The organism is Streptomyces mirabilis (genome assembly GCF_039503195.1).
In the GTDB taxonomy this organism is placed as follows: domain Bacteria; phylum Actinomycetota; class Actinomycetes; order Streptomycetales; family Streptomycetaceae; genus Streptomyces; species Streptomyces mirabilis_D.
In genome coordinates this window covers 18,116-34,668 of record NZ_JBCJKP010000002.1, presented here as the reverse complement: position 1 = coordinate 34,668, position 16,553 = coordinate 18,116, and the positions used below count along the sequence as shown (strand labels likewise).

Annotated in this window: 14 protein-coding genes and 3 pseudogenes; 6 read left to right on the top strand and 11 right to left on the bottom strand. The window is 67.1% G+C overall.

Going from position 1 to position 16,553, the window contains the following annotated elements; translation table 11 throughout:
• Positions 1-88 precede the first annotated feature (88 nt).
• Positions 89-448, bottom strand: coding sequence for a hypothetical protein (locus AAFF41_RS50585; RefSeq protein WP_319753453.1), 360 nt, complete (start codon positions 446-448; stop codon positions 89-91).
• 176 nt (positions 449-624) lie between these two features.
• Between AAFF41_RS50585 and AAFF41_RS50580 the strand changes: the two are divergent.
• Together AAFF41_RS50580 and AAFF41_RS50575 are read left to right on the top strand one after the other, a co-directional pair.
• Positions 625-854: pseudogene (locus AAFF41_RS50580) on the top strand (IS5-like element IS4811 family transposase); the annotation flags it as partial.
• 99 nt (positions 855-953) lie between these two features.
• Entirely contained in the window at positions 954-1,193 is a 240-nt protein-coding gene (locus AAFF41_RS50575) for a MarR family transcriptional regulator (protein WP_343326519.1), read from the top strand.
• 187 nt (positions 1,194-1,380) lie between these two features.
• On the opposite strand, the gene AAFF41_RS50570 is transcribed toward AAFF41_RS50575, so the two are convergent.
• Positions 1,381-2,301: a hypothetical protein gene (locus AAFF41_RS50570; RefSeq protein WP_319753451.1), complete on the bottom strand. Its 921-nt coding sequence runs from the start codon at positions 2,299-2,301 to the stop codon at positions 1,381-1,383.
• A gap of 940 nt (positions 2,302-3,241) precedes the next feature.
• On the opposite strand from AAFF41_RS50570, the pseudogene AAFF41_RS50565 reads away from it, so the two are divergent.
• A pseudogene (locus tag AAFF41_RS50565) lies at positions 3,242-3,532 on the top strand (transposase); the annotation flags it as partial.
• A gap of 184 nt (positions 3,533-3,716) precedes the next feature.
• Here AAFF41_RS50565 and AAFF41_RS50560 read toward each other — a convergent pair.
• On the bottom strand, positions 3,717-4,133 hold the full coding sequence (locus AAFF41_RS50560) for a hypothetical protein (RefSeq protein WP_319753450.1): 417 nt from the start codon (positions 4,131-4,133) through the stop codon (positions 3,717-3,719).
• Positions 4,134-5,171: 1,038 nt separating this feature from the next.
• On the opposite strand from AAFF41_RS50560, the gene AAFF41_RS50555 reads away from it, so the two are divergent.
• Entirely contained in the window at positions 5,172-5,624 is a 453-nt protein-coding gene (locus tag AAFF41_RS50555) for a MarR family winged helix-turn-helix transcriptional regulator (protein WP_319753449.1), read from the top strand.
• Between the two features lie 301 nt (positions 5,625-5,925).
• Here AAFF41_RS50555 and AAFF41_RS50545 read toward each other — a convergent pair whose 3' ends face one another.
• From AAFF41_RS50545 to AAFF41_RS50535, 3 genes are all read right to left on the bottom strand, one after another.
• Positions 5,926-7,047: an alpha/beta fold hydrolase gene (locus AAFF41_RS50545; RefSeq protein WP_343326518.1), complete on the bottom strand. Its 1,122-nt coding sequence runs from the start codon at positions 7,045-7,047 to the stop codon at positions 5,926-5,928.
• 163 nt (positions 7,048-7,210) lie between these two features.
• Positions 7,211-7,684 carry a VOC family protein gene (locus tag AAFF41_RS50540; protein ID WP_101406431.1) on the bottom strand — a complete coding sequence of 158 codons (474 nt, stop codon included), beginning with the start codon at positions 7,682-7,684 and terminating at the stop codon, positions 7,211-7,213.
• A gap of 97 nt (positions 7,685-7,781) precedes the next feature.
• On the bottom strand, positions 7,782-8,297 hold the full coding sequence (locus AAFF41_RS50535; protein ID WP_319753446.1) for an allene oxide cyclase barrel-like domain-containing protein: 516 nt from the start codon (positions 8,295-8,297) through the stop codon (positions 7,782-7,784).
• An 861-nt stretch (positions 8,298-9,158) separates the two neighbouring features.
• Here AAFF41_RS50535 and AAFF41_RS50530 point away from each other — a divergent pair.
• Complete coding sequence (locus tag AAFF41_RS50530; RefSeq protein WP_319753445.1) at positions 9,159-10,148, top strand: nitrilase-related carbon-nitrogen hydrolase; 990 nt, start codon at positions 9,159-9,161, stop codon at positions 10,146-10,148.
• A 498-nt stretch (positions 10,149-10,646) separates the two neighbouring features.
• Entirely contained in the window at positions 10,647-11,120 is a 474-nt protein-coding gene (locus tag AAFF41_RS50525; RefSeq protein ID WP_319753444.1) for a carboxymuconolactone decarboxylase family protein, read from the top strand.
• A gap of 134 nt (positions 11,121-11,254) precedes the next feature.
• Here AAFF41_RS50525 and AAFF41_RS50520 read toward each other — a convergent pair.
• From AAFF41_RS50520 to AAFF41_RS50500, 5 genes and pseudogenes are all read right to left on the bottom strand, one after another.
• Positions 11,255-11,402, bottom strand: a pseudogene (locus tag AAFF41_RS50520) (phosphate signaling complex protein PhoU); the annotation flags it as partial.
• Positions 11,403-11,715: 313 nt separating this feature from the next.
• The gene (locus tag AAFF41_RS50515; RefSeq protein ID WP_343326517.1) at positions 11,716-13,680 is read right to left on the bottom strand and encodes a SpoIIE family protein phosphatase; all 1,965 of its coding nucleotides are present in this window, start codon (positions 13,678-13,680) and stop codon (positions 11,716-11,718) included.
• A 102-nt stretch (positions 13,681-13,782) separates the two neighbouring features.
• Positions 13,783-15,843, bottom strand: coding sequence for a SpoIIE family protein phosphatase (locus tag AAFF41_RS50510; protein ID WP_425526279.1), 2,061 nt, complete (start codon positions 15,841-15,843; stop codon positions 13,783-13,785).
• Complete coding sequence (locus AAFF41_RS52125; protein ID WP_425526278.1) at positions 15,737-16,108, bottom strand: PAS domain-containing protein; 372 nt, start codon at positions 16,106-16,108, stop codon at positions 15,737-15,739. The genes AAFF41_RS50510 and AAFF41_RS52125 overlap by 107 nt, the downstream gene beginning before the upstream one ends.
• A gap of 50 nt (positions 16,109-16,158) precedes the next feature.
• Entirely contained in the window at positions 16,159-16,401 is a 243-nt protein-coding gene (locus AAFF41_RS50500) for a hypothetical protein (RefSeq protein ID WP_319753441.1), read from the bottom strand.
• Positions 16,402-16,553 lie beyond the last annotated feature (152 nt).

Sequence of the window (16,553 nt, the reverse complement as noted above, 5' to 3'; positions counted from 1 at the left end):
GCCGACGCCTGAACAGCAGTGTGGGCCCGACCGGTGAGCGCCGGTCGGGCCCACACTGCTTGCGACGGGGTTCCGTCGCAGTGGTCGCTCAGTGGTCGGAATAGCTGAAGTCGCCCATGGTCCAGGCGCTGACGTCGGCGATCGCCACACGGTACATCCCGCCTGTCTCCGGGATGCCGACCGTGCCCTGCAGGATCCGGGCGACATGGAAGTGCAGATGAGTGGGCGGCCCGTCCTTCTTCGCGGGGGCGTCGAAGACGGCCGAGAACTCTCCCAAGCGGGCGGAATCCGTCAGCACATCCGACACCCTCTGCCTCCACACTGCTTCGGGAGCCAGCCGACCGGTGATGACAGCACCACCGGTGACCACGGTCAGGGACATCTGGTTGCTCTGCCCGGACTCCACCAGGGCGGCGACGTCAACGAGCAGCTCGTCAGGCTTCGACATGAGGCAGATTATATTTACTGGCCATCCAGCTCTCTGAGCGATGGCGACAGCGGACGCGAAGGGCGTTCACGGACTTGGCGCGGAAGGCCCAGATGGTGACCGGGGTGGCGCGTGCGAGGCGATCAATCAGGGTCGCCGAAGCCGGCGCCGCGCCGTTCAGGTCAGGGGCGTACCGGTGGCGGACGGTCCGGGGTTCATGGCCCGCTGGGCGGCTGCCGGTGTCGTCGGCCAGGTCCGGGCCGCGCTGACCCGGCGGATCCGCCGGGAGACGGACGAAGGACCAATGCCGTCGCCACGATAATCGACTCGCAGTCAGCCAAAGTGGCATCGAGCGTCGGGGAAAGGATCAGCGACCGCAAGCACATCTCGTGGTCGACATCCGCGGGGCCTGCCGCTGATAGTGATGGCCATCAAACTCACTGTGGTATCCCAGCTGGTCAGCATCGAAGAACGGGGCAGATCGTGATCGAAGAACGGGGCAGATCGTGAACGAGCAGGCCGGGAAGTGGAGTTCCTCACCAGCCACGCCCGCGTGCTGATCGTCGTCGCCCACGACCCTGCCACCCGCCTTAGCGACATCGCCGCGGCCTGCCACATCACCGAACGCACCGCTCAGAACATCGTCCACGACCTCGAGCAGGCCGGCTACATGCGCCGCGAGCGCAACGGAAGGCGCTCGCGCTACATCCTCCGCATGGACGGCACCCTCCGCCATCCAGCCGTCGCCTTGTCATTCCCTCACTAGGGCGACCGCCTGCCAGCCCGGCCGCCCTACCAGCGCATGCCGAGAGCATCGAGTTCCGTGCGGCGCTCGAGGGTGAGTTTCGCGACCCTGCGGCGGGTATTGTCGAGGAACCCACCCAGTTTGACCGGAACGCCGCCAACGTTGGGTTTTCCGTCCTCGATGCATGGGGCCACACACAGACCACACGTCAACTGTCGGCTGCGGCACGCCGCATGAGGCGGGGGCGCAGGGCGACAAGGAGTGCAGCGATGACGGCCCAGAGCGCGAGCGTGACGATGGGTCCCGTCGCGTGCGCGCCCCCGAAGTAGCTCAGGCTGCGGATTGCGCGGACGGCTGCGCCAGGCGGTAGCAGCGCCGAGACGGCTCGGGCGGAGCTGGGCAGCAGATCGGCGCCTATGACTGCGCCGCTGGTGGCGTTGCCGACGGTGAGCAGCACGAGGGTGGCGATGGGGAGGCCGACCGGGCCGAGGTAGGCGCCAAGCAGTTTGGTGGTGAAGGCGGCCGCGGCTGCCAGCAAGGTGAGGGTGAGGGCCAAGAATATGACGGGGGCCGGGACAGCACCCAGAAGGGGGCCGGCGATGATCGCTGCGAGGGTGCCGATGGCCGTCGAAGCGCCGCCGAGCAGCCAAAACCGGTGACGCAGGTGCAGGAGCTTTGCCAGGCCGAGTACGTTCGAGGCGAGGACGAAACCGGCCAGGGTCACACCGAAGGCCACGTAGAAGCCGGCCAAGCCGCGGGCGTCGAAGCGGGCCAGGGGAACAACGTCCTTTGTGGTGACATGCATGCCCGCGCCGTTGGCGTAGACACTGACGAGGTTCTTCACCGCCGCTGTGGTGGATGGACCATCCGCCCCGGCGATCTCGAGACGCAGCCGCCCTGCGCCGTCGGCGCTGAGCGCGGCGGCAGCGTCGCCGTGCTCCACTGCCTCGCGCGCGGCCTCGGCGTCAGCGGCCAGGTGCACCTCGACGCTGCCGCCAAGGGCCTGGCGCATCTTGTCTGGCAGGTGGTGGGGCGCTGTGACAGCGATGGGGACTTGATGTGGCTGGGGGTCACGCTGCAGGCCGACGTAGCAGCCGATGAAGGCCGATACGACGATCAGGGCGATCACAATCGGCTGGAGCCAGATCTGTATTGGCGCGCGGGGGGCCTCTTTCGGCCTGGGCAGGAGTTCGGCTCCTGCGGACGCTTCTTGGCCTTCGGGGGCTGATCGGATAGGGGTTTCCAAGGCCGGGCCTTCTGGTTGAGGGACGCGGGGGTCGTCCAGGGGGAGCAGGCGGGGGCCAGCAGGGCGGCCAGATCTCCGCTACAGGCCCCTGATATTGCGGGCAATCGCGCGCAGGCATGCGGCAGGGGCACTCAAGACACTTAAGAGCATATGCTCGTATTCTGCATACGGCAAGTACATTCCCCGCATGGTCACCGTGCGGCTGCCGAACCATCGCTCTCACGGCACGGACCGGCACGAGCTCAAAGAACGGACTGACCACCAAAACCCACCTCACCTGTGATCGGCCAAGGCCGCCCGCTCGCGATCCCGGTGACACCAGGGCACCGCCACAACAGTGTCTGCGCGCGGCCCCTGATGGAACGGATCCGCGTTCCTCGCACCGGCCTTGGCCGACCGCGCTGCAGGCCCGACCAGGTCATCGCGGACAAGACACCCCATACAGCTGTCAGGTCAAGCTGCTGCCGCTAGTGGGCTGGTGCGGGAGTTCTGAAGGTGATCGCTTCGTCGACCTTCTGATGGTTGGTCAGGCAGTGGCGGAGCCGGCCGAGCGTGCGGTTGAACAGATTACGGAGGGCGGCGTGATAGCGGTCGCCGGTGTTCCGGCGGCGGTTGTAGTGGGCATGTGCGCCGGGCGAGGCCGTCAGCGTGGCGAACGCCCGATGCCGGCCGGTTGCGGCCAGCCGGCTGTTCTTGATCCGGCGGTGGGTGACGTGGCGGTTCTTGCCGGACTCGAGGGTTACTGGTGCGCTTCCGGCATAAGAGGTCCTAACGGAAGTCGTTGATCATGTGACTTTCGGCTTGGGTGGTCGTTGGTCTGGTCGTGGGGAAACGTCAGTCGCGGCCGTGGATCGTGTCGGATGAACTGTGGTCGCTCATCGAGCCGTTGCTGCCCGAGCCGGGTCCGAAGCTGGTGGAGGGGCGACGACCGCGGATACCGGATCGGCAGGCCTTGTGCGGAATCCTGTTCGTGCTGCATGCCGGTATCCAGTGGGAGTATCTGCCGCAGGAGTTGGGCTTCGGTTCGGGGATGACGTGCTGGCGGCGTCTGGCCGCGTGGAACGAGGCCGGTGTGTGGGAGGCACCGCACCTGGTGCTGTTGAAGAAGCTGCGGGCTCGATTGCGGCAGAGGCCGGAACAGCGTCCCTCTCGTCGAAGCACTCCCGGTGCTGCTTGCAGCCAGACGTCTCGCCCGACCCCCGCCTGGACTGGCCCAGCGGCCAATCCACGCACCTAGCAGGCTTAAAGAAGAGGCGGCGCCTGGGCTGGGCAGTAAGGCCTGCCCCGGAATCGTCGTCTCAGGACTCGTCGGCGGCGAGGAAGTGCTCGGCGAGGGGGGTGCCGGCGAACTTCTTGTTCATCTCGCGGGAGAAGAGCAGCAGCGTGTTGCGTGGCCGATGGAGCACCGCGAGTTCCTGGGCCTGTCCGACGGCGTTGCGGGTGACCGTGACGACAACCTTCATGGGCTCGCCGAGGACTGATGCATCGTAGATCTCGAGGAAGCCGTTGTCGCCGAAGTCTCCGGTGAAGCTGAAGTCCTGGAACTCGTACAGTTCGCGGGCCTTGACCACGATGGCGCGGACCGCCTCCGCGCCACGGGCGGTGCCGTTCATGGCGGCGCCTTCCAGGGTGACGTCGTCGGCCAGGTTGTCCAGCCACCATGGGTAGTAGCCGAGTCCCTGGCGGCCGTTGGCGCTGTTTTCCGCGTTCGTCATGTCATGCCTACTTCCGAGATCCGGCCCTGGCCGCTTACGTATGGACCGGACACCGGTCCAGCAACAGATACGAGCATATGCTCTTATTTTCCCGGTAGCAAGCCTGGCGTCCGGCCGGCGTGGCGCCACCAGGGGCAGGCTGGCCTCGTCATAGCCGCAAGCTGCGAGTACACGGGAGCAGAGTCTCCAGGTCGCCGAGGGCGCGGGCGGCCAGGCTGGCCAGGCTCCGCCTGATGTGCGCCCACGCGCGCACTCCGGTGTGACGCCGCTCCCCGGATCGGCCCCGCCAGGTGTCGTCCGCAAGGTTCCTCGCCGGCCTGGGCGGCGCCTGGACGAGCTCCTTGACGTCGGCCTCCGCCGGATGGTGGCCCACGCCTGTGAAGGGGCCGGGACGGCGTTCATTGAGCCCGCAGACCCTGAGGAGCGGGAGACGCCGGTGCCGGCGGCCTCCAGGCCTTGTCCGGCGGTCAGAAGACCTGGGCGAAGCAGCCCAGGGTGACAGCTATCGAGAGCACCGCCAGCGAGACTGCCATGAGGGGCTTGGGTACGTGCATGGGAATCCTCCATTGTTCGGGCTGATGTGGCTCACAGGCAGTACCGAACGAGCCGCTTGTCGGCGTTGTATGTGTTCGTTGCCGGGTTCGGCATCGTGGCCGCCCGTTCTTCGATCATCTCCTCGGGGAGGATTCGCTTCGGCAGCTAGCCAAACCGGGCGGGCGGCGGCCGGCGGGCGGTGAGGCGGAGCCTCGGGAAGAGTTCGGCCGCTGCGGAGAGTGTCGGCTCACGCACGGGAGCGGATCCGATGGGGGTTTCCATGACAAGGCAAGGCTTTCGAGTGGAGGGGCGCGAGGCTCGCTGGAGGGGCCAGGAGGGGCATCACCCCACAGTTGTGGGCATATGCTCATATTTGCCTTGACGGCAAGAGCGGGTGGTTCGGGGCGGACCCGCCGGCCCGTCACCGACCGTTGACCGCAGGGTGACTGTCGCATTTGAGAGCATCTGCTCGTATCATGGGTGGGTGAAGCTCTGGAGGAGACAATGACCACTGCGCCGACGGATCCCGCCGACTCGTGCAACAACCTGGCCCTGCGCAAGGCGGCCCGGTACCTCGGTGCGACCTACGACAAGGCCCTGGCCCCCGTCGGTCTTCGTGCGACGCAGCTCAGCATCCTGCAGAAGCTGAGCGGGCACGGAGAAATGACGATCACCAGCCTCGCCGACGTGATCGCCATGGACCGCACGACGATGGCCTCAAACCTCAAGCCGCTTGCCCGCGAGGGTCTGGTAACCGTCGAGTCATCGGCAGCCGACCGCCGCGCACGGATCGCCGCCATCACGCCGGACGGCCTCGCCCGACTGAAGGCGGCGCTACCACTGTGGAATGCCGTGCAGGCCCAGTTCGAGGAGAACTTCGGCGCCGACGAGGCAGCCCATCTGCGCGCGTACCTCGACGCCGTCCTTCACACCGGATTCGAGCCCTGGGCCGAGTAGGACACGACGCTTCTGGCGCTACTGAGGGCTGGCGCCGGCCGCCCTGACGTCACCGAAGTGCCCGTGAACACGCCGGGCGTGACGGACCCCTTGACGCGGCTGCTTCCAAGGAGGGGCGCATGGGGGGAGTCGTCGAGGGTGTGTGAGATCGGGCATCGACGGCAGGGACTCGCTGTGCAGCCTGGACAGGCAAGGTCATCACGGAGTCGACTCTGTCGGCCGCGACGCAGGAGCTGATGAAGATCCGGGCCGGCCAGATCAACGGCTGAGGCTTCTGCACCGACATGCGTGTGGCCGTCCGCTAGCGGGACGGGCCGGTGGCGCGGCGGTACGGGGCCAGGAAGCGCGTCAGTTCCGACAGCAGCTGCCGGGGGGCCTGCTCAGCGATCCAGTGGCCGGCACCGGGGATGACCACACCTTGTACGTCGTTCGCGAGGGGAATCATCGCCTTCCCGACCAGGTCACCCCAGCTTTCCGATCCGCCGATCGCCAGGACGGGCATCGTCAGCTTGTTCTCGGCGCGCGTCGCGTTCTGCGCGGTGGTGGCGTCCCAGGCGCGGTAGAGACCGAAGCTGCCGCGCAGGGTCTCGGGGTCGGAGAAGAGACGGAAGTAATACTCGCGCGCGTAGTCGGGCAGCTTCTGTCCGCCCTGGATGTCGAACTCGTAGCCGAAGAAGATCTCCTCCCGGCCGCTGACCAGCTTCTCGGTCAGCTTGTGGTTGACCCGGTTGAAGGGGATGTGCCAGAGCCTGTTGTTGTGGTCCTCATCGATGAACAGGGGCGGCGAGGCCTTCAGTGTCGGGGGCCCGGGAACCTCCAGGAGGGCCACGCGGGCGACACGCTGTGGGTGGTCCGCCGCCAGCGCGTAACTGATGATCAGGCCGGTGTCATGGCCGGCCACGGCGAACCGCTGGTGACCGAGGGCGTCCATCAGGGCGACCAGGTCGTTGGCGAGGGTAGCGGTGTCGTACCCGCTCTTGGGCTTCTCGGTCAGACCGATGCCGCGCTGGTCGACGGCGATGACCGTGTAGTGCCGGGCGAGCTCCGGCATCACCATGCGCCAGGCGTACCAGTTCTGCGGCCAGCCGTGTACCAGCAGCAGCGGCGGGCCGTCGCCTCCGATGACCGCGTGCTGGCGCAGTCCGCCGGCCTGGATGAACCGGCTGGTGAACGTCTTGGTGAACCCGGCCGGAAGCCCCGGAGCCGTGGAGAGCGAACCCAAACCCCTCGGCCTGCGCATGGCGGGGGAGGCAGCGGCGGACGGGGTCAATCCGCCTATCAGCGAGATACCGGCTGCGGCAGCAGCAGAAGCAGCCGCGCCGCCGACGAAGCCGCGTCGGGACAGCCCGCGCCGGGCACGGTGTGACAGCGGCTTTGATCCGGGGCCTTCCTGCGCGGGCGGCTCCATGGGAGACATGGTCATGAAAATTTTCCCTTCGAACGTTGCTCGAGCGCCAGGGCGAAGTCAGGATCTCGAGACTAAGGAGCATATGCTCGTATTTGGGTCGGCTTCGGGATCCGACTGATGGTGCCGGGGCTGTGTTCAGGGGGGCGTCGCCCGTCATTCCCGGGTGGCTGGTGAGATGTCAGCGGCCGGGGAACCTCTGCGTGATCTCCTGGAGCACCCAGCCGTTGCCGTCCGGGTCGCTGAAGGTGGCGAAGGAGCCGTAGGAGGCGCGGCCGGGGTGCAGGCCGGCAAGCCGCCCCTGTCCCTCGACCCGGTGGGTGACCTCTCCGGCCTCATGGCCGTGGTAGAGCAGTCCTGCGGCGTCGTGGAAGACTTCGCCCACCTCGATGCCGCGACCGACGAGTTCCGCGCGGGCCTCCTCGATGTCGGAGACGGCGAGATACAGGCCCTGGGCCGAGCCGGGTGCGGCGGAGGTGATCCCCGTGCCGAACATGATCGAGCACTCGGAACCGGGCGGCGTGAAGTGCACCGCGCGCCAGTTCTCGCTGGCGGCCATGTCGATGTCCAGACGGAATCCCACCTGCTCGTAGAAGGCCTTGGCCCGATCGACGTCGGAGACAGGCAGCACGGTGACTTCGAGCTTCATGTACATGTAGGGGTCTTTCTCTCTAAGGTCGAGTGCGACCACCCGACCTGCATAGGTGTCAGATGGGCGGGCTGTGGCGGCGTGGGCGTATGACAGCCAACCGTCAGCGCTTCAGGTGGACGGTGAAGTGCCTCTCGGTGTCACCGGCAGGAACGGTGCGAACAAAGCCCCGGGCGTTGCGGTAGTCGCCTGATCCGCCGGTGATGCCGACGTCGACGTAGGACGGGGCGGGCAGGTGGAGCAGCGCCTGCGCGGCGAACTGTCCCTCAGGCAGAGAGAAGGTGCCCAGGCACTGGAGCGCGGCCGGATTGACGCGGGTATAGGTGCAGACGACGCTGTGATCGCCGACCTTCTCGCCGTCGCGGTAGAGGTCTTCGTGGATGACGCGCTGGTCACCCGGGCTGATTCCTGCCCGGCCCAGATCGAGGTCTTCGAGCGAGGTCTGTTTGCCGACCAGCTCGAAAGTTTTCGCGCGGTGGTCAACGACGTGCGCACTGGCGGAAGTTGACGTGCCGGCCGACGCCAGCGGGGCGATGGCGACGCCACCGGCGACGACAGTGGCGAGGCCGGCGGCTGCACTCAGGTAACGCAGCTTGTTGATCTTCAATGTGGTCGGCAACTTGCCGCTCCTTTCTGTGGTGTCGATTCGGTGGCGGCAGAACCTCGGCCCGGATGCACGGGGGCCGACGCCTGCTCCGATCGACTTGTGAACAACCTCTGTTGGGGCGGCATTTCGACACTCACACAACCTATGTCACCTGCCAAGGGGGTGACGGTTAATCAGGTGGTGACCGCCCTGGATGCCGAGCCATGCTCTTGCTGGTGCGGACCTTGCGCGTGTCAGGTTGTTGCATGTGTCGACGAGGTCCGCCCGCGTCGGGGCCATGTCGTCTCGACGCGGCTCACCGGCAATAGGAGCATATGCTCCTATTATCGAAATGGCAAGGGGCGGGTCTTGGGCGACACCCGCCGTGACCCCCGCTCCATCGCCGGGGCGCGGGCGCGCGATGGCCGAGTCGCCCCCCGGCCCATTTCGGTCGGACGGTGATCCATCCGCGGCCCGGGCGTCCTCATCGCTGCGGACGCCGGATGCGACGCGCACCCCGTCGCGCCTTCCCTGTTGCCCATTTGGAGGCGGTCGCGGTGATGCCGGTAGGTCACCGGCGTCAGGCGTCGCAGGTGCGACATGTCGCCAAAGGGGGAGCGGGCGCGGCCGCCCCTTCGGGACGCCGTGACGGGTGTCCGGGCGACTCGGCGTCGCCGAGCCGCGAAAGGGTTCGGGGGGATCTGCTCCTTGCCATCGAACCGATAGGAGCATATGCTCCTATCGGTCGATAGTCACGTAGCGGAGCTGAAGTTGTCCGCTCGGCCGGGCCCCATCCCTCCCGGACCGCCTTGGCTGCCTTTTTATCGCGTGCCCGTCCGGGCTCGCGCAGCATCGCGAGGTCTTACCGACCGTACATTTGCAAGGAGTATCACCATGACTGTCGTAAAAGCCGCTGCAGTCCAGATCAGTCCCGTGCTTTACAGCCGCGCGGGCACCGTAGAGAAGGTCGTGAAAAAGATCCGCGACCTGGGTGAGCAGGGTGTCCAGTTCGCGGTCTTCCCTGAGACCATCGTTCCCTACTACCCCTACTTCTCCTTCGTGCAGCCGCCCTACACCATGGCCGAGGGGCACCTGCGCCTGCTCGATCAGGCGGTGACCGTACCGTCCGCCGAGACCGAGGCGATCGCCGAAGCCGTCCGGGAAGCCCACATGGTCGTCTCGATCGGCGTCAACGAGCGTGACGGCGGCACCATCTACAACACGCAGCTGCTGTTCGACGCGGACGGCACACTGATCCAGCGCCGCCGCAAGATCACGCCGACCTATCACGAGCGGATGATCTGGGGCCAGGGCGACGGTTCGGGCCTGCGCGCGGTAGATAGCGCCGTCGGCCGCATCGGACAGCTCGCATGCTGGGAGCACTACCTGCCGCTAGCACGCTATGCCTTGATCGCCGACGGCGAGCAGATCCACGCCGCGATGTACCCCGGTTCCTTCGGCGGCCAGCAGTTCGCCGACCAGATCGAGGTCAACATCCGCCAGCATGCGCTGGAATCGGCCTGCTTCGTGGTCAACGCCACCGCCTGGCTCGAGGCCGACCAGCAGGCGCAGATCGCCAAGGACACCGGCGGCCCCGTTGGCGCGATCTCCGGTGGCTTCTTCACCGCCATTATCGATCCCGAGGGCCGCATCATCGGCGAGCCGCTCACATCCGGCGAAGGCGAAGTGATCGCCGACCTGGACTTCGCGCAGATCGACCTGCGCAAGCGCCTGATGGATGCGCGCGGCCACTACAGCCGCCCGGAACTGGTCAGCCTGCAGATCGAACGAACGCCGGCGCCCCACGTCCGTGAGCGCAGCACTCTCCTGCCGGTCCAGACTGGCCGGGCGGCTGAAGAAGGCCGCCCCGTCGAAGCCCAGTGAGCTGTTTGCCGAGCCTGGAGGCCCTCCCGGGGGCTCGAACCGGACAGGAGGAGTTGATGCTCGTAAGTTCGGCGCGCGGTCTCATGTCGCCCATGCGCCTGATGCGTCGTGGCGTCGCGAATCCGCTTCTTGTTTTTCCCACCTCGCCTGGGAAGTGCCCGGGTGAACGGCTGAGCGGCAAGTGTCGGATCAAAGCCGAAGGGATATGGCCCCGGTCGACGACGCCGATGCCATCCTCAAGCTCGCCGACTACCAGGACTGCTGGTCTTGTGGAGGAGTTCCATTTTGACCGGATTCCGGAGGCCGGCCGAAAGATGCCCCACGCACCGGATGGGACCGGGTACCTGATCGGCGCCAGACGGGAACAAAAGCGCGGCGAGAAGGTTTAAGTCGCAATTCCCATTGCGTATCACCCGCCGCTAGTAACAATGCCACAGATTAGGTGAGGCTGAGGATGCCCCTGCGGGGTGCGTCCGGCCACGCGAAGAGGAGGAACCCATGACTGATTCAGAGACTGAGAAGCAGCGCGTTAACATCGGAAAGCAGCACCCGGCCAATTACAAGGCTCTTATCGCCCTGTCCTCGGCAGTGGAAGACACCACCACCGCGGCAGGTCTTGACCCGCTTCTGGTCGAGCTTTTGAAGATCCGCACGTCCCAGATCAACGGCTGCGCGTTCTGTCTCAAAATGCACACCCGCGACGCGCTCAAGAAGGGCGAGAACCCGGACCGGATCGCAGTGTTGCCCGCGTGGGAAGAAACCGATTACTTCTCCGAGACCGACCGCGCGGCCCTACGCCTTACAGAGGCCATCGCGCACGTGTCCGAGGGGCACGTGAGCGACGACGACTACAACGCGGCAGCAGCCGTGCTCTCCGCAGATCAGGTCTCGGCGGTGGCCTGGCTGTCAACGTTGATGAACGCCTTCAACCGCGTCGCGATTACAAGTCGATACCCGGTCACCGGCAACTGAACCAGCTTGTAGTCCGTGCGGGCATGCGAGTGCTGTCGTCCCAGGACGAGTTCTTCGAGGTCGCCCCGATGCGTTGATGGCGTTGGGTATGCAGGACACTCCCAGCACCCATGTATACGGAGGGCCGGTCCGTTCTCGTCGGCGGAGACCACGCTCTCGGCAAGCTGCATATCGGCATCCAGGAGAGCGGTCGTGGCCAGGCCGATGGCCGAGCCGACCACGTTCGCCATCTCCACCAGGCCGTCACTGATCGACCAGCTCCTCGTGATAGGCGTCCCGCATCGTGTCCTCACTGTCCAGTCGTGGGTGCCGGCCTTCGCCCGCGGCCAGGCCCTCACACATCGCGCACAGGGCAGTGGCCGCCAAACCGCCAGCGGCGCCACCCGGATCTGTCAGCCGGCAGAGCACGCCTCTGCGCCAAGTCCTCTTCGGACGAAGCCCTGAGACCGCGCGGTGGTCTCGGCCGACGGTGGCGGGCGAGAGGTGTTGCCCCCTCTTCGCACCCGTGGTGATGACGAGCCGCTTAGCGATGTCGCGCAGGCTCATAACGGATGCATGCCCCGTGCAGACACCCGCGCGTTCACGAAGGGCGTCGTCATATGCGCCTGATGACCAGCACGGCCACGTCGTCGAGGTGGTCCACCGCGACCGCGGCGTCGAGGATTCGGTCAGCGATCGCCTCGGCGTTCAGCCCGTCGTGGAGGGCTTGGGCGGCCAGTGTTCCGGCCCGCTCCAGGCCGGCGTCCAGCGGCAGGCCCGGCCCTTCGACCACACCGTCGGTGACCATGACCAACGCGGTGCCCTCCTCCAGCGTGAAGGTCTCCTCGAGGTAGTCGGTGCCTGACAGGACTCCCAGCACCGGACCGCCCGGCAGCTCGCGGATGTCGCTGCTGCCGTCCTCGCGTATGCAGAGCAACGGCACATGGCCTGCGCTGGTGCCGATGACCTGTCCTGCGCGTGGGCCGATGTACAGCATGGTGCAGCTGGCGAATCGTGCCGCGTTCATCGTGACAAGCAGTTCGTTGGTGCGCGTCAGCACGGTGGCCGGCGCCGGTTCGTGGGGGGCGATCGCGCGGATGGAGGTGCGTACCTGTCCCATGAAGGCAGCGGCATCCACGTCGTGCCCTTGGCTGTCGCCGATCTCCAGGGCCACCGCCCCGCCGGGCATCACGAAGGCGTCGTACCAGTCCCCGCCGATGTCGAGCCCGTCGCGGCTGGGCCGGTAGCGGGCGGCGACCTCCAGGCCCGGAAGATGCTCGGGCAGCGTGGGCAGCATGCTCTGCTGGAGCGCCGCGGCCAGCTCGACGCGGGCCTGCTGCAATCGGATGCGCCTGAGTGCCTGGCCTGCCAGGTCGGCCAGCGTACTCATGAGGGCACGCTCGTCCGGGGGCGAGTGGTGCTCGCTGTCGTAGATCACCGCCCAGGCCCCGAGCGGCTGGTCGCCGACCGGGCTGAGGGGGGCGATCGATATGGCGATGAAGGAGCCAAGCCGCGGAATACTGGCTGGCTGCGGCCAGTCGCGTATGAGTTCCTCGCGGTTGGGGATGAACTGCGGCGTGCCGGTTCGGATCGCACAGGTCAGCGGTTGCGGTTCAGCCAGAGACAGGCCTTCCATGGCGTCGATCTGCTGCGGGTCGACCCTGGCATCGGAGGAGGCGTGCAGGAGCCCCGTTTCATTGTCGAGGAGGGCAAGCATGGCGCCCGTGCCGCCGAAGGTCGCGGCGACCCGTGTCAGGACGACCTGCTGCAGTTCCTGCTCGGTGGCGGCGGTGATCAGGGCGGCGGAGAAGGCGGCGATCTCGTCGGCACGCTGCCGCTCGGCAGCCAGCGTGGCCAGCGCTTTCTGTCGGCCCTCCTCGAGCAGGGTGTCGTCGCGGATCACCCCGAAGACCTGTTCAGGGCCGCCATAGCCCAGCTGGATCCGACGGATCTGGCAGGCGATGTGGTCCCACCCATCGTTCTCGGTACGGAACCGCAGGCTGATCCAGGGGGACTGGGCTGCGGTCGAGCGCACGAGCCGTCTCAGGGCCACCCGGTCATCCGGGTGAACTCGCCGGACCACCCTGGCCAAGGGCGTCGAGGCATGCGGGAACAGCGAGGCCAGCGCGGGTGCGCCACCCAGCCAGTCCAGCCGGTGCATCCGGGGTGCGTACATCCACAGGCCGAGGTCCGCGGCTGCGGCCGCCAGCCGGAACGGGATCAGCAGGCCGCCCGGATCGTTTCGCGCGTCCACCGAATGCACCCACACCAGCCGCTCGCGACTTGCGGGATCTTTCACTGGCCGGGCCTCGATGAGGCTGACCACGGACGCTCTGCCCGCACCCGAGAACTCCAGCACACGCATCGCGACCGTCTTCGTCGTGGCCCCGTGTATGAGCAGACTCTCGGCCGAGGCTCGCTGGGTTTCGGGCAGCAAGTCGAGAAAGTCATAACCTACGCACTGCTGCGCCGGCCTGCCCAGCGTGGCGGCCATCGGGGCGTTGAGGGAGTGGACGGTGCCGTCTGGCGTCAGAAGAGCCGATGGGGTAGCCCAGCGAAGGAATTCGTCCCAGGTGTCCATCTGCCGCTCCCTGACAATCCTCGAGCGATGGCCCAAACGATCCTTATCCATCGTATTGCGGTCTTTTCGCTGAGATGGCGCGGCGGGCAGCCCCTGCCGCGCTCACGCAGGGCGCCCGGCACCGTTTCGGCGCTCCGCTGACACCCCTGGCGGTTGCTCTGCCCAGACGGTCTTTCCCTGGGCTTGGTAGCGCGTGCCCCACTGTTCCGCGACGCTCGCGATGATGAACAGTCCTCGGCCTGTCTCGTCGATGGTGCGGGCATGTTTCACCTGCGGAGCGCTGGCCGCGGTGTCGCTGACCTCGCAGGTGAGCATCCGTTCGAGGACGAGGCGAAGTTGCAGGGGCGGAGCGCCGTAGCGGACAGCGTTGCCGACGAGTTCGCTGACGATGAGCTCGGTGGTGAACGCCGTCTCCTCGTCCATGTCCCAGGCTTCCAGTTGGCGGCGGGCCGCTGCGCGGGCGATCGGGGCGGCCTCGGGGTCCGCAGGCAGAGCGAGGGTCAGTACCCGGTCTTGGGGCAGCGCCTTCGTGCGGGCGAGCAGCATCTGGCTCTCGCCGGTCGGGTGGCCGGCTGTGAGCGCGTGCGCGATGTCGTCACACAGGTCCGGCAGGCGCCTTGTGCTGGCGCCGTCCAGGAGCGGGCGCAGGGGACCCGATGGCGCCAGGACCGCGTCCGCGATCGCGGACGTGCCCATCGCCAGAGTGCTTCCTTCGGGGAGGCTGACGGTGGTCGCGGGGAAGGGGGCGTTGCCCGCTTCGGCGAGTTGGGGGCCTGGGGGAACGGGCAAGGTGGCCGAGGTGCCGTCGGGAAGGACCGCGACCGGTTCGGGGAGGCCGGCGCGGGCGATGGTGCAGGTGAGCTCGACCGGGTCGTAGATCGCGATGATGCAGCCGGCGGTGAGCGGCTCGCGATTGAGGGGATCCATGGGAGGAAGCGCTGCGCGCGCGGTCACGAGACGGGCTGCGGTGTCGCTGAGGCGGGCCAGCAGCTCGTCGGGCTGCAGATCCAGGGCGGCGAGCGTATGGACGGCCGTCCGCAGGAGTCCCATCGTGATGGCTGCGGCGATGCCTTGCCCTGCCACGTCGCCGACGATCAGCGCGGTCCGTGCACCGGGCAGTGCGATCGCGTCGGACCACGCGCCGCCGCCCTCCGGAGCGGGAAGGTGCAGTGGGGAGATCTCCACGGTGGCATGTGTGGCCGGTTGGTGGGGCAGGAGCCTGCGCTGGACGGTGCGCGCGATGATCCACTCGCGCATGAACTGACGGGCGTTGTCGATGCAGAGCGCAGCGTGCGTACACACGGCAGACGCCAGCGCGACATCCTCCTCTTCAAAGGGGTCTTCCTGCTGGTGGCGGTAGAAGCTGACCACGCCCAGGGCATGACCGCGCAACGCCAGCGGTGCCACGATCAGGGAGTGGGCACCGGATCGCCTGATGACGTCGGCTCGGGCCGGGTCGGCGGCCAGCCACGAGCTGTCCTCCTCGATCGCCACGAGGCGCGGCCGAAGGTCGGACAGGACGTCCGAGAAGGGGGTGCCGGTTGGCAGGTGTCGCACGACTCCGACGGGGTGACCCGCGATTGGGCCTTGGAATGCTGCACGGCGCAGTGGAACGTCCCCGTGGACGGGTACCAGGGGAGGATCCTCTCCGCGGACGACGTCTTCGATCACCTCGACGTCGGCGATGCCGGCGAAGGCTGGCACTACCGCCTCCACCAGTTCCCAGCAGACATCCATCACGCTCAGCCGGTGCCCCACTTGTGTGCGGACCGTGTCCAGGAGGGCCAGGCGGTTCTGTGCGTTCTCCCGCTCGGTGACGTCGACCGTGGACGCCACCAGCCCGACCACATTGCCGTGAGAGTCCTCCACACGGAAGTAGGACACGGACTGGATACGACGCGCGGGCCGGCCTGGTGCCTTGATGCAATGGACGATCCGGTTCACGACCGGTTCTCCGCTCTCCAGGACCCTTTGCGCCACAGCGGTTTCTTCCTCGGAGTCTGCGAGTTCACACGCCTCGGTGAAATGCTTGCCCAGCAGGTGCCTCACTGGTGTGTCAGGCATCCCGCCGGTGGCGGTGCTCATGTGGACCACGCGCAGCTGATTGTCGAGGACGTGCAGTTCCACCGGGGAATGGGTGAACGCAGCCTTCAAGATCGCCACGTCCTGCCCCGACATGGTGTCCCCCGCTGCGAGCATCTGCCACACCACGGAAGTACCCCGCAACACCGGCTTGACCAGCACCGCGGCCGCATCCGAGAAGCTTTCCCCGATGTTTGCCGTCAGCGGCGAGCTCACGCATGAGTGCGGTCACGGACTGGCCGACGGCCTCTTCGGCGGACCAACCGAACAGCTCCTCGGCCGGACGCCCCCACTCGATCACCCGGCCACTCTCATCGAGGAGTAGGAGCACGTCACCGGTGGGCATGCGAAAACACCTCCGCCCTCATCGTCACGCCGATCGGCTCAGCCCGCCTCTCACCAGGGATGTCGTACTGAAGGGAACCAGCGCAGCAGGTCAAAGGCATAGGAGCGGCAGGAAGCCGGAGTGTTGCCGCACGCCAGTAATTCCCCTAGGAACTCGCTTGTCGGCGTGATCTCCCGCCCCGCCCCATCGAGAACCACCCAGGGCAGGGTGGCAGCCGGTCTCTCACCCACATTGCCGTCGTACCGCTCCAACGACTTCACCAGCTGAATGTTCGTCATGTCTGTGGTGATCATGACGGTGAGCGTCTCCCTCCCCGACATTCCTGTGCTGCACACCCTGGCCGTCAACCTGCAGTCCCCCCTCAATCCCGACTAAGCCGATTCGTTTGGATCACTCGGCGGGCGACGTGCCCACCGTGGGGCGCCATGGTGACTGCCCTCAGCGC

Excerpts from the sequence above, each read along its gene's own strand:
- AAFF41_RS50585 (WP_319753453.1), bottom strand. The coding sequence starts at position 448 with ATGTCGAAGCCTGACGAGCTGCTCGTTGACGTCGCCGCCCTGGTGGAG.
- AAFF41_RS50560 (WP_319753450.1), bottom strand. The coding sequence starts at position 4,133 with ATGACGAACGCGGAAAACAGCGCCAACGGCCGCCAGGGACTCGGCTAC.
- AAFF41_RS50555 (WP_319753449.1), top strand. The coding sequence starts at position 5,172 with ATGACCACTGCGCCGACGGATCCCGCCGACTCGTGCAACAACCTGGCC.
- AAFF41_RS50545 (WP_343326518.1), bottom strand. The coding sequence starts at position 7,047 with ATGACCATGTCTCCCATGGAGCCGCCCGCGCAGGAAGGCCCCGGATCA.
- AAFF41_RS50540 (WP_101406431.1), bottom strand. The coding sequence starts at position 7,684 with ATGTACATGAAGCTCGAAGTCACCGTGCTGCCTGTCTCCGACGTCGAT.
- AAFF41_RS50530 (WP_319753445.1), top strand. The coding sequence starts at position 9,159 with ATGACTGTCGTAAAAGCCGCTGCAGTCCAGATCAGTCCCGTGCTTTAC.
- AAFF41_RS50525 (WP_319753444.1), top strand. The coding sequence starts at position 10,647 with ATGACTGATTCAGAGACTGAGAAGCAGCGCGTTAACATCGGAAAGCAG.
- AAFF41_RS50515 (WP_343326517.1), bottom strand. The coding sequence starts at position 13,680 with ATGGACACCTGGGACGAATTCCTTCGCTGGGCTACCCCATCGGCTCTT.
- AAFF41_RS52125 (WP_425526278.1), bottom strand. The coding sequence starts at position 16,108 with ATGCCCACCGGTGACGTGCTCCTACTCCTCGATGAGAGTGGCCGGGTG.
- AAFF41_RS50500 (WP_319753441.1), bottom strand. The coding sequence starts at position 16,401 with ATGATCACCACAGACATGACGAACATTCAGCTGGTGAAGTCGTTGGAG.